General features: G+C 73.8%; 7 protein-coding genes. 4 read left to right on the top strand and 3 right to left on the bottom strand.

The window, feature by feature from the left end; translation table 11 throughout:
* Positions 1-57: 57 nt before the first annotated feature.
* The 3 genes from AC07DO_RS15910 to AC07DO_RS15900 all read left to right on the top strand — a co-directional run bounded on the left by AC07DO_RS15910 (position 58) and on the right by AC07DO_RS15900 (position 3,522).
* Positions 58-744: a response regulator transcription factor gene (locus tag AC07DO_RS15910; protein ID WP_479060041.1), complete on the top strand. Its 687-nt coding sequence runs from the start codon at positions 58-60 to the stop codon at positions 742-744.
* A 61-nt stretch (positions 745-805) separates the two neighbouring features.
* Positions 806-1,450: a Pvc16 family protein gene (locus tag AC07DO_RS15905; protein ID WP_479060039.1), complete on the top strand. Its 645-nt coding sequence runs from the start codon at positions 806-808 to the stop codon at positions 1,448-1,450.
* Positions 1,451-1,464: 14 nt separating this feature from the next.
* The gene (locus AC07DO_RS15900) at positions 1,465-3,522 is read left to right on the top strand and encodes an AAA family ATPase (protein WP_479060706.1); all 2,058 of its coding nucleotides are present in this window, start codon (positions 1,465-1,467) and stop codon (positions 3,520-3,522) included.
* A 26-nt stretch (positions 3,523-3,548) separates the two neighbouring features.
* Here AC07DO_RS15900 and AC07DO_RS15895 read toward each other — a convergent pair whose 3' ends face one another.
* The 3 genes from AC07DO_RS15895 to AC07DO_RS15885 all read right to left on the bottom strand — a co-directional run bounded on the left by AC07DO_RS15895 (position 3,549) and on the right by AC07DO_RS15885 (position 10,069).
* Complete coding sequence (locus tag AC07DO_RS15895) at positions 3,549-4,931, bottom strand: RICIN domain-containing protein (RefSeq protein WP_479060038.1); 1,383 nt, start codon at positions 4,929-4,931, stop codon at positions 3,549-3,551.
* A 5-nt stretch (positions 4,932-4,936) separates the two neighbouring features.
* On the bottom strand, positions 4,937-6,562 hold the full coding sequence (locus AC07DO_RS15890) for a peptidoglycan-binding protein (RefSeq protein WP_479060037.1): 1,626 nt from the start codon (positions 6,560-6,562) through the stop codon (positions 4,937-4,939).
* 105 nt (positions 6,563-6,667) lie between these two features.
* A complete protein-coding gene (locus AC07DO_RS15885) occupies positions 6,668-10,069 on the bottom strand; it encodes an AfsR/SARP family transcriptional regulator (RefSeq protein ID WP_479060035.1) in 3,402 nt (1,133 codons plus the stop codon).
* A 564-nt stretch (positions 10,070-10,633) separates the two neighbouring features.
* On the opposite strand from AC07DO_RS15885, the gene AC07DO_RS15880 reads away from it, so the two are divergent.
* On the top strand, positions 10,634-12,232 hold the full coding sequence (locus AC07DO_RS15880; protein ID WP_479060033.1) for a phage tail sheath family protein: 1,599 nt from the start codon (positions 10,634-10,636) through the stop codon (positions 12,230-12,232).
* The last annotated feature ends 50 nt before the right edge of the window (positions 12,233-12,282 follow it).

Raw genomic sequence — 12,282 nt, 5'->3', positions numbered from 1 at the left:
TGATTGCTTCCGACCACCCTGTGTCCGTCGCTATTCGGGGGAAGACAGGGAATTTCAGTGTCGGATACACGTATCTCGGTGGCCGTGCACGCCACCGACCCCCTCAGCAGGGCCGGGGTCATCAGCCACCTACGGCACCAGCCCACCGTGGAGCTGGTGGACCGGGCCGGTGACGGCTCCACCCCCGCACCGCCCGGTACGTCGACGGCCCCGACGCAGGAACGCGTCGCGGTCATGCTCGTCGACCGGCTCGACGACCCGGCGGGCAGCGAGCTGCGCCGCCTCGCCCGGTCCACGGAACAGCGCGTCGTCCTCATCGCCACCGAGCTGCGCGAGCCCGAACTGCTCGCGGTCGTCGAGTACGGCGTGCGGGCCATCCTCTGGCGCCACCAGGCCACGCCGCAGAAACTGCTGCGGGCCGTGCACAGCGCGGCGCGCGGCGAGGGCGAGCTGCCGCCCGACCTCATCAACCGGCTCATGACGCAGCTGGGCCGCCTCCGGCTCTCCGCGCTCGACGGCACACCGTCCGCCGCGGGCGCCCTCGTGCCGACGCTGGGCATGGCGCCCCGCGAGGTGGACGTGGTACGGCTGATCGCGGAGGGGCTCGACACCAAGCAGATATCGGAGAAACTCGCCTACTCCGAACGCACCGTCAAGAACGTTCTGCACGCGCTGATGACGCGCCTGCAGCTGCAGAACCGCGCGCATGCCGTCGCGTACGCGCTGCGGGAGGGGTACATCTAATGCGGCGACAGCCGATGCGGCGACCGAACCGGTTCCTCACCTCCATACGGGGAGCACGGGCGTGATCCACGAAGTCGACGAGGCGCTGCGCGCGCTGCTGCGGGAGGCGCTTCCGGAGGGGACCGGCGAGGTCGTCTTCGAGGCACCGACCCGCGACTGGGCGGCGCGGCGCAACGCGCCCACGCTCAACTCGTACCTGTACGACATCCGCGAGGACGTCGCCCGCCGCGAGCGCGGCGCCTACGCGGAACGGGGGCCGGACGGCATCGTGCTGCGCAGGCGGCAGCCGCCCCGCTGGTTCCGGCTCTCCTACCTGCTCACCGCCTGGACCAACCGCCCCGAGGACGAGCACCGGCTGCTGTCCGCGGCCCTCGGCACGCTCCTCGCCCACGAGCTGCTGCCGCCCGACCGGCTGCCGGACGCGCTCGCCTGGCTGGGAGCCACGCTGCCGCTGTCCGTCGCCGTGCCGCCGCCCGAGGCGCGGTCCATCGCCGACATCTGGTCGGCGCTCGGCGGTGAGCTCAAGCCGTCCCTCGACGTCGTGATCACCGTGCCGTTCCCGGTCTCGCCCACGTACGACGTGGCACCGCCGGTCACCCAGGGCGCGGTCGTGGGCGTCCGCGGCCTCGACGGGGAACCGGCGGACTCCCGGCCCCGGATGATGCGGAAGCGGCGCGACGACAACGGGGCGGGGGCGGACCGTTGAGCGCGGAGAACCTCATGGTCGAGCGGCTCGAAGCGCTGCGCGGGCGCGTCGCCGAGCTGGTCGAGCTGCGCGCCGCCGACGACCCGACGGCCGCGGATCCGCTCCGCGGCATGTACGTGACGCCCGAGACGGCCTTCCGGCTGGCCACCACTCCCCTGCCCGCCGCGACGACCACGACGGCTGCCGCGGCCGGCGCCGGTGTGACGGGTGGTGACGGTGTGGATGACGGGACTTTCGACGAGGGTCCCGACGCGCTCGACTCGCTGGCCAGGGAGTTCGGGCTCAGCGTCCTCGACCAGCACATCCTGCTCGCCGCCCTCGCCCCCGACGTCGACCGCCGCTTCGAGCCGCTGTACGGCTACCTCAACGACGACGTGGGGCGCCGCCGCGCCACCGTCACACTGGCGCTCGACCTCTCGGGCACAGGACCGCACGATCCACTCGCCCGACGCCGCTTCCACCCCCGGTCACCCCTGCGTGCCGGGGGCCTCCTCGTCGTGGAGGAGGAGGAGGACCGGCCGCTGCCGGGGCGGGCCCTGCGCGTACCGGAGCGGGTGGTGGCGCAGCTGCTCGGGGACGACGCCCTCGACCCCGAACTCGTCGACTGCGACGTCGAGTTGTCGGAGGCCGGGGACGCCGAGGACGTCGGGGACGCGGGCTCCGCGCATCCGCTCGCTATCCGTGTCGCCGCCCTCGCCGCCGAGCGGCCGCTCCGCGTACATCTGCGCGAGCGCAGGGAGGGCACCGCCGCCGGGCCGGTGGCGGACGCGCTGCGGGCGGCCGGGCTGCCGGTGCTCCGGTACCGGCCGTCGGGCGCTTCGGGTCAGACGGCCGACGCCGCGGCGGTCGCGCTGGTCCGCGAGGCGCGGCTGCGGCGCGCCGCGCTCGTCGTGGGGCCGCTGCCCGACGGACCCGGGCCCCTGATGCGGTCCCTGACCACCGGCGACGTGCCGGTCGTGTTCTTCGGCAGCGAGCCGTACGACCCGGGATGGGCACCCGACGCCGGGCTGCTCGTGCTCGACGCGCCGCAGGACTCCGTCGACACGGCCCGTACGTGGCACACCGAACTCGCCCGGCACTCCCCCGCGTACGAGCCGGACTTCGACCTCGGCGAGGCCGTCGCGCCGTACCGGCTCAGCGGGACGCAGATCCGGCGCGCGGCCCGGGACGCCGCCGAACTGGCCGCGTTCGACGGGACCGCACCGACCGTGGCGCACCTGCAGCGCAGCGCCCGGCTCCAGTCGGCGCCGCTGCTCGACAAGCATGCCCGGCGCATCAGGCCCGAGGTCGGCTTCGCGGACCTCGTGCTCCCGGACGAGCCCCTCGCCCTGCTCAACGAGCTGACGCTGCGCGCCCGGCACCGCGACAAGGTGCTCGGCGAGTGGCGGCTGCGCACGGGCGGCGGGCGCGGGCGCGGTGTCATCGCGCTGTTCGCCGGGGACTCCGGCACGGGCAAGACGCTGTCGGCGGAGGTCGTGGCCGGGGAACTCGGCCTTGACCTCTACGTGGTGGACCTGTCGGCGGTCGTCGACAAGTACATCGGCGAGACGGAGAAGAACCTGGAGCGGATCTTCGTGGAGGCCGACCGCACGGACGCGGTGCTGCTCTTCGACGAGGCCGACGCGGTCTTCGGCAAGCGCTCGGAGGTCAAGAGCTCGCACGACCGGTACGCCAACCTGGAGAGCGCGTACCTGCTGCAGCGCCTCGAGGCGTTCGACGGGATCGCGGTGCTGACCACGAACCTGCGGGCCAACATCGACGACGCGTTCACCCGCCGCCTCGACCTGGTGGTCGACTTCCCGTTCCCGGACGTCGAGCAGCGGCTCGCCCTGTGGCGTACGTGTCTGACGGGGACGCCCTGCACCTCGGACCTGGACGAGGAACTCGCGGCCTGCGCCAAGGAGTTCGAGCTGTCGGGCGGCGCCATCCGGTCGGCCGCCGTGACCGCCGCGTATCAGGCGGCGGGCCACGGCGGCCCGGTGTCCGGCGCGGACGTCCGGGCCGGCGCCCGCCGCGAGTACCGCAAGATGGGGCGCCTGGAACCGGGTACGTCCCTGCCCTGGCAACGCTGACCGATGACGGTCTCCGACCGGCCCGGCTACTCGGGCCAGTCGGAGATCGTCCAGCCCATGCTCTTGCGGTCGTCGCACTTCCAGGTGACCGCGCTCGTGTCGTTCTGCATGTCGACCACGCATTCGCCATTGCCGACCGCGACGATGTGGGTCAGGCCGTTGGGCTGGCTCTCCAGCTTCCACTTCTGGTTGTCGGGGAGCCGGCCGCTCTTGATGTTCTCCGGGGGCGCGTGGAAGATCTGCACGATGTTCGTGCCGACCTTCAGGTCCATGATGGCGCCGGGGGCGTTCGCCGCCTCGATGGCGTACGTGTCGGACTCCGGGTAGTGGTGCAGGATCCAGTTCTGGTTCTTGCCGAACTCGTCCGTCAGCTCCGGGTTCTGGCCGACGTACGTGCCGTCCGCTTTCGCGCCCCGCTTGGTTTCCAGGTACCAGCCGCTGCCCTCCGCGCTGCGGATCGTGCGCAGCTTGGGGCCCTTCGGCTTGTCGTCCTTCGGGCCGCCGCCGCCACCGCCGCCGCCACCGCCGGACTCCGGCGGCTTGGGCTCGTTCGCGGGCTCCTTGGGCTCCTCCTTCTCCTTGGAGGGGCTCGGTGACGGGCTCGGCGCCTGCTTCATGCCGTCGCTCTGCGGCAGCTCGCGCTGCTCGCCCGCCTTCTCCCTGGCCTGCGTCGACATGGACGGCTTGTGCTGGAACCACATCACGGCGAACGCGAGGCCCAGCGCGAACAGCACCGAGAACACGGCCATCGCCCAGCGCGGGATCACCGACGGCTGGACGTACGTGCCGCGCAGCTCGACCGGCTCCGGCACCCCGGCCCGCAGCACGGACACCGTGAACGGGTGCTTGGTGGTGCCGCCGACCCAGCTCACCGCGCCGGGCTTGATGCTGAGGTCGGCGAAGGCGGCGCGTCCCGGCGCGACCTGCACCGAGCCGGGCTCCGACTCGACCTCGAGCTCGTCGCCGTTCTCCCGGCCCGAGAAGGACGCGGTGAGCTGCTGGTTGCCGAGGTTGTCGACGGCCACGGACGCCTTGGCGCGCAGTCGGCCGCGTACGACCAACGGGAGCAGCTCCGTGCGGAGTTCGGCGAACGGGCCGACCGTGACCTGGCCCTCCGCGACGTCCACGGTGTGCGGGGTCTCGCGGGGCTGCACGCGGACGCCGAACGGGGTCGGGCCCGCCTGCGCGTCCGAGGTGCGGGGTGGGGCGAACTCCACCTGGGCGGTGCCCTCGGCCCCCGGGTACAGCCGCAGGACGTCGGGCTGCACGCGGGCCCAGCCCGCCGTCGCGCCGACCACCTGGAGGCGGTACTCCTCGACCGTGTCACCGGTGTTGCGCACCCGCAGCCGCACGCTCGCGGTCGAGCCGGGCTCGACGGTCGTCGCCGTCGGTTCGAGAGAGGTCCACATGCCGCTCACCGCCCCGTCACGCCGGGGTGGTGGACGCTGCCGCCGACGAGGGCCCGCAGGGTCGCGCTGTCGGCTGTGCCGGTCGCCGGGAGGCCGACGGAGGCCTGGTATTCCTTGATGTGAGCCGCCGTGTTGTTGTTGTACCTGGCCGTGGTGGGTGCGCTACGGCCGTTCTTGAAGTAGGCGACGCCGTGCTCGGCGTACGCGCGGTCGCGGTCGAGGTCCTTGTCGCTGATGCCGGCCTGCGAGGCCCACCAGAACGCGGCCTGGAGCTGTACGACCTCCCAGCTGTCGGCGCCGGAGCGCACGGCGTCGGGCCGGATGCCCTGCGCCCACAGCGAGGTGAGGGTGGCACGGCCCAGCGTGCCCATGTCGTCCGTCTCGAAGATCTGAGCGGTGTTGTTCCCGGAGTTCTGGCCGGTGCGGACCACGGCCTTCTGGTAACAGATGAGTTTTGCCTCTGTGTTGGAGTCGATGACGCCTGGCGTCCAGTGGCCGGTCAGCGTGCAGGGATTCTTCGAACCGAGGGCGGCGAGGCGCTGCTGGGCGTACTCGACGACGACGTCCGGCGCGTAGCCGCGGCGCCAGGGCGGGCCGGTGCGCGCCTTGCCGCCACCGCCGTCCGACGCCGTCTTCTCGCCACTGCCACCGCCGGTGCCGCCGCCTCCGGCCCGGTCGGTGCCGCCGCCCGACGAGCCGCCGTCGCCGGAGCCGCCCCCGCTCGCTCCGCCTCCGCCGGTGCCGCCCGGACCCGAGTCCGTGCCGCCCCGGCCGCCGCCGTCCGCCTTCCCCTTCGGAGGCGGCGGAGCGTCGTCGAGCTCGTTCTTCTCGCCGCCCTGCGGGACGGCGGCGGGTGCGGCGGCCGCCTGGTTCTCGCGCGCCGAACCGTCAAAGTCCGGCGCGTAGGTCAGCCACGCCACGACGGACGCGACGGCGAGCGCCGCGAGCACACCGCCGACGGCGAGCAGTCTGCGGGGCAGGACCGGCCGCTGGTCGAAGCTGCCCGGCAGCTCGTGGCCCCGCTCGTCGCCGGAGCGGCGCACGGAGACGGTGAGCGGGTGTGTCTGTCCCGACCCCGTCCACAGCACCTGCTGCGGGCGGATGGTCAGGTTCGCGAACGCGGCGCGGCCCGGCGCCACTTGGACGGCCGTGGGGTCGACCTCGAAGGCGAGGCGGCCGGCGTCGTCGCGGAGGGTGAGGGCCGCCGTCAGCGGGGTGTTGCCGAGGTTGTCCACGGCGACCGACGCCCTGCCGCGGAAGCGTCCGACAATGGTGGGCGGCAGGAGTTCGGCGCGGATCTCCGAGAACGGCGCGACCGTGACCTGTCCCTCGACCACGTCCCGGGCCTCGGGGTTCTCCCGGGGCTCGACGCGGATGCCGAACGGCGTGGGTCCCGCCGCGGCGTCGGGCGAGCGGGGCGGCGCGAAGGAGATCTCGGCGGTGCCCTCGCTGCCGGGGTAGAGCCGCAGCACGTCGGGCTCGACGCGGGACCATCCGGCCGCCGCGCCGACGACTCCGAGGCGGTACTCCTCGACGGTGTCTCCCGTGTTGCGTACGCGAAGCCGCACGGTCGCCCGGCCACCGGGGTCAACGGTCACCGCGGCCGGGTCAAGGGAGTTCCACCACGTCATACGGGCACGGTAGAGCGCACCTCCGGGTCCCTCCTTGTACGAAAGGGCGACGTCAAGGGCAGGCCCCACTGCCCTTGTGGACGGCCTCTGTGAGGCGTCAGCCTCTCAGCCGTACGCGGACAGCACCGGACCGTGCACCGCCGCGCGCGGGCGCCACGTGGCGAGGAGGCCGGCGATGTCGTCGGCCTCCAGGGCGCCGCGCCGCTCCATGACGCGGTGGGCGATCCGCAGGGCGGCCCTGGCCCGTTCGAGGTCGCCGAGGGCGAGCAGCGCCCGTCCGCGTGCGGCCATCGCCAGCGCGTGGCAGAACGCGTCGCCCAGTTCGCCCTCGACGGCGAGCGCCGCGTCCGCGCAGCGCATGGCCTCGCCGGGGCTGCCCCGCTCCAGCTCGCAGTAGGCGAGACGGGCCCAGCACAGCGCCTCCCAGCGCGGGTTGCGGGCCTTGCCGTGCAGCCGCTGCGCCTCGCGCAACTGCTCCGCCGCCGCGACCGCCCTGCCGTCCGCGAGCAGCGCGCAGCCCGCCTGGTAGAGGACGTGCGCGAGCGTGTGCGTGCTGCCCGAGCGCCGGGCCTGCCGCACCGCCTCGTCGATCGCGGTGTCCGCCGCCGGGCGTCGGCCGAGTGCGACGTACGCGCGGGCCATGTGCGACAGGATGCGGATCCGGTCGTCGTGCCCGCCGAGCGCGCCGAACCTGGCGTACGCGAGACGCAGTTGCTCCAGGGCCGTCGCGAACCGTCCCGTGCCCATGAGGACGATGGCCAGCTCGTGGCTGCCCTCGGCGCCGACGAGAAGGTCGCCGCAGCCCGCGGCGAGGTGCAGACTCTCGCGGAGCGCCTGTTCGGCGCGGCCGTAGGTCTCGGTGCCGTAGTGCGGGGCGCCGAGCAGCCGCAGCGCTCGGGCGGCCGACCGGTCGTCGCCGTGCCGGCGGGCGGTGCGCAGCGCCAGTTCGGCGAGGGGCTCCAGATCGCGGTGGCGGGCGGTGCCCGCGACGAGGTGGGACCAGGCGGTGAGGAGGTCGACGACGGGGCGGAGGCCGGGCGGGGTCGGAGCGTCCGCGGCGCCCCGCTCGACGTCTTCACCCACCTCGTTCTCGCCTTCGTCCTCGTCCTCGTCCGGTACGTGTCGCAGCGCGTTCTCCGCCGCGTCGCACAGCCGGGAGTGCGCGACGACCAGCCAGTCGTGCGCGGCGGCCTCGTCGGGCAGCGCCTTGCCGGCGGACGCGGGCCGGTGCAGCAGCTCGGGGAGCACGCTGTGCGGCTTCGTGCGGCGGATGGCGGTGATGACGGTGGCCAGGACGTAGTCGAGGAAGCGCAGCCGCGCGGCGGCGCGCTCGGCCGCGCTCTCGCGCAGTTCGCACTGGCGGCGCGCGAAGAGCCGTACCAGGTCGTGGAAGCGGTAGCGGTCTTCGCCGTGCAGCTCCATGAGTCCGGCGTCGACCAGCCGTTCCACCGCCTCCTCGGCCTCCTCTTCGTCGACGCCCAGCAGGGCGCCCGCGGCGCCGCGGCAGAAGGACGGCATGTAGCAGAGCGAGACCATGCGGAAGGCGCGGGCGAGGCCCGGTTCCAGGGCCTCGTATCCGAGCCGGAAGGTGGCTTCGACGCCCAGGTCGTCCACCCGCAGCTCGTCCAGCCTGCGGCGCTCGTCGCGCAGCCGTGCCACCAGGTCGGTCATGGGGCGGCCCGGCCGTGCGGCCAGGCGGGCGGCGGCGATGCGGACGGCGAGGGGCAGCCCGCCGCAGACGGCGACGAGTTCGCGTGCGGCGTCCCGCTCGGCGGCCACGCGCTCGGCGCCGAGCATGGCGTTGAGCAGGCCGAGCGCCTGCCGCTCGTCCATCGTCTCGACGTCGACGAGGCGCGCGCCGGGCAGGGTGATGGTCCGCGAGCGGCTGGTCACCAGGACCGCGCAGCCGGGCGCGCCGGGCAGCAGTGGCCGCACCTGCGCGGTGTCGCGCGCGTTGTCGAGGAACACGAGGACGCGCCGTCCGGCGAGGAGCGAACGGTAGAGGGCGGTCTGCTGGTCGAGTCCGTCGGGCACGGCGCTCTCGGGGATGCCGAGCGCGCGCAGGAACCCGGTGAGCGCGCTGCCGCTGTCCACGCCGGGGGCGGCGTCGGCGCCCCGCAGGTCCACGTACAGCTGCCCGTCGGGGAACTCGTGCCGTAAGGCGTGGGCGACGTGCACGGCGAGCGCGGTCTTGCCGACGCCGCCGAGCCCGGTGAGCGTGGCCACGGCCATCGCACTCCCGGAAACGGAGGCCCGCAACGTCTCGGTCAGCACCCGCACCTCGGCCTCCCGCCCCGCGAAGTCGGGCACGTCGGGAAGGAGCTGGGCGGGGGTGAGGGGAACGGCGGAGGTACGGACGGGGCTGGGGGCGGCTCCGTGCGGGGAGGTCGGCGCGCTGAGGGGGAGGGGGCGGGCGGCCAGGTCTGCGGGGGCGGTGCGGGGCGGGGGCGCGGGCGTGGTGGCGGGTATGAGGGCGAGGGGTTCGACGGGGGCGGAGGGTTCCGCACCGGGATCGGTGCGGGGCATCGCACCGGTTGCCGGGCCGGCTGCCGTGCCCGGGATCCCGCCGGTCCCCCCATCGGGCACGGTGGCGGTGGCCGCACCGGACCGCGTCGTGTGCGCGGAGGGGCCGGGGCCGGGCCACGGGAGGACCGTGGGGGGCAGAGGGGTGCCCTTCAGCAGGGCGGTGTGCAGCGTCGTGAGGTCCTTGCCCGGGTCCACGCCCAGTTCCGTCGCGAGCGTGCGGCGCGTCGTCTCGTACGCCGCGAGCGCGTCCGCACGGCGGCCGACCCGGTGCAGGGCGAGCATGAGCAAGGCCTGTGCGCGCTCGCGCAGCGGGTGTTCGGCCGCGAAGGCGGTGAGGGGGGCGATCGTCTCGCCGTGGCTGCCCAGTTCGAGGGCGCAGGCGAAGAACTCCTCCTGCGCGGTGACGGAGAGTTCGGTGAGCCGGTCCCGCTGACGCCGCGCGTACGGGCCGGGCAGCCCGGCCAGCGGAGCGCCGTCGGAGAGGGCGAGCGCGGCCGTCAACTCGGCGTAGGCGCCAGGGAGTTCACCAGCGCCACGTAGGGTGCGCGCCGCCGAGACCCGGTCCTCCAGCTCGCTCGCGTCGAGCGCGCCGCGCGGAACGCGCAGCGCGTAGCCGTCACCCGCCGACACCAGCAGCCGCGCGGGTTCGCGGGCACGCCGGTCCGGTTCGAGGAGAGTGCGCAGCCGGGAGACGTACGTACGCAGCGTGCCGACCGCGCGCGGCGGCGGCGACTCGTCCCACAGCGCGTCCACCAGCTCCGCCGCCGACACCGGCCGGCCACCGCGCAGCAGCAGCGCGGCCAGCGTCGCACGCTGCTGCGGCGGTCCGAGCGTCAGGGCCTGCCCGTCGCGCCAGGCCCGCACCGGCCCGAGGACCTGGAACCACAACGGCCCGCCCAGGTCGCCCAGGTCGCCCCGGTCGGCCCGGTCGGCCCCGCTCCCGCCGTCCCGGCCCGTGCGGCCGCCCGCGTCGCCCCGCATTGTCAGCCCGCACTCCTTGCCCTGTGACGCACCGCGAAGTGCCCGTTCGTACGCGCCACACATGACCGTACGCACCAAACGTTACGTCAGCCCCACCGGTCCCCCGACTCGTGCGGGTCACTTGCGCCACCATGTTGACCAGGTGTTGACGTGCGGGGCACCCGGGGCATGGCATATGCGCCACCGACCCTTCACATTCGGCCGCGGTCCGCACAGCACGACCCCGCTCCTCCCCGCCGCCCCACCCCCGACCTGCCCTCCGCCCCCGGTCCCGTGACCGGACGGGCAACGTGCCCCGCGCCGACCGGGTACGCCCGGCCGTCACCGCGAACACACAGGTCGGCGGCGTCCGCCCGGCGGCTGAACGGGCAGCGGCATCTGCCCTCACTGACGTCCTTCCGTCTCTACGCACCGGCCCGCGCGTGAGACATCGTCGACAAGGTACGAACCAGCGGGGACCGGCACACGGCCGGCACACAGGGGGAACGAGCGGCAGCCGCACCGGCGCATCGCCGGTCCGCCCGCCACACCCTCGCCACCCCTCGAGCCTTGGAGCACAGCAGCATGCCCAACTACCTGTCCCCCGGCGTCTACATCGAGGAAGTCGCCAGCGGTTCGCGCCCCATCGAAGGCGTCGGCACCTCCGTCGCGGCCTTCGTCGGCCTTGCGCCGCGGGGACCGCTCAACGAGCCGACGCTGGTGACCAACTGGTCGCAGTACGTGGCCGCGTTCGGCGAGTTCACGGACGGGTACTACCTGGCGCACTCCGTGTACGGGTTCTTCAACAACGGCGGCAGCGCCGCGTACGTCGTGCGCGTCGGCGGCACCGACGCGGCCGAGCCGCAGCAGCAGGCCCCCGCGCAGCAGACGCAGGCGCAGGCCCCCAAGGAGCTCACCGCGGGCGAGCCCGTGGCACTCGGCGCGTTCACGGTGTCGGCGATCACCGCAGGCACCACGGACGGCGGCGCGCTGACCGTCGAGGTGCAGGACGGCGAGGGCGAGGGCGCGGCCGACCGCTTCAAGCTGATCGTCAAGGACGGCGACAAGGTCGTCGAGAACTTCGACGTCAGCGCGAAGAAGACCGCCCGCAACTACGTGGTGACGCAGGTCAGGCAGCGGTCCAAGACGATCGCCCTGGAGGAGGCCTCCACGGCGGGCGGGCAGCTGGCCAAGCCCGACGCGCAGACCGTGACCCTGGCGCCGCCGGCCCCCGCCACCCCCGCCGTGCCCGCCTCGAACGGCCACGTGTCGCGCATCGAGACCGCCCAGTTCATCGGCGACTCCTCGGACCGCACCGGCTTCGGCGGCCTGGAGGCCCTCGACGAGATCAACATGGTCGCGGTGCCCGACCTGATGGCCGCGTACCAGCAGGGCATCATCGACGAGGAGCAGGTCAAGGCGGTCCAGCTCGGCCTCATCTCGCACTGCGAGCTGATGGGCGACCGGATGGCCATCATCGACCCGCCGCCGTCGCTGAACGCCCGCCAGGTCCGGCAGTGGCGTCAGGAACTGGCCGGCTACGACTCGCGCTACGCCGCCCTCTACTACCCCTGGATCAAGTCCTTCGACCCGGCCTCCGGCCAGTCGGTGGTCGTGCCGCCGTCCGGCCACATGGCGGGCATCTGGGCGCGCAACGACGCCGAGCGCGGTGTGCACAAGGCTCCCGCCAACGAGATCGTGCGCGGCGCGGTCGACCTGGACCTGCAGATCACCCGCGGCGAGCAGGACCTGCTCAACCCGATCGGCGTGAACTGCATCCGCGCCTTCCCGGGCCGCGGCATCCGCGTGTGGGGCGCGCGCACGATGGCGTCCGACCCGGCCTGGCGCTACCTGAACGTGCGCCGCTACTTCAACTACCTCGAAGAGTCGATCCTCATCGGCACCCAGTGGGTGGTGTTCGAGCCGAACGACCACGCCCTGTGGGCGCGCATCCGGCGCAACGTCTCGGCCTTCCTGGTCAACGAGTGGCGTTCGGGCGCCCTGTTCGGCGCGCGTCCCGAGGACGCCTTCTACGTGAAGTGCGACGAGGAGACCAACCCTCCGGAGTCGGTCGACCTCGGCCGGGTCGTCTGCGAGATCGGCATCGCGCCGGTCAAGCCCGCCGAGTTCGTGGTGTTCCGGCTCGCGCAGTTCTCCGGCGGGGGCGGCGAGCTGGAGGAGTAGTCCGAGCCCGAGCAGTACCCGACACCACCACAAGAACGATCGATCCAGGA

The sequence above is a fragment of the Streptomyces sp. NPDC045678 genome, from assembly GCF_056432085.1.
Note: the sequence above shows the minus strand (reverse complement) of the source record. Positions and strands in the feature narration are given on the sequence as shown.

Coding starts and splice junctions, on each gene's coding strand:
- AC07DO_RS15900 (WP_479060706.1), top strand. CDS start 1,465: ATGGTCGAGCGGCTCGAAGCGCTGCGCGGGCGCGTCGCCGAGCTGGTC.
- AC07DO_RS15895 (WP_479060038.1), bottom strand. CDS start 4,931: ATGTGGACCTCTCTCGAACCGACGGCGACGACCGTCGAGCCCGGCTCG.
- AC07DO_RS15890 (WP_479060037.1), bottom strand. CDS start 6,562: ATGACGTGGTGGAACTCCCTTGACCCGGCCGCGGTGACCGTTGACCCC.
- AC07DO_RS15885 (WP_479060035.1), bottom strand. CDS start 10,069: ATGCGGGGCGACGCGGGCGGCCGCACGGGCCGGGACGGCGGGAGCGGG.
- AC07DO_RS15880 (WP_479060033.1), top strand. CDS start 10,634: ATGCCCAACTACCTGTCCCCCGGCGTCTACATCGAGGAAGTCGCCAGC.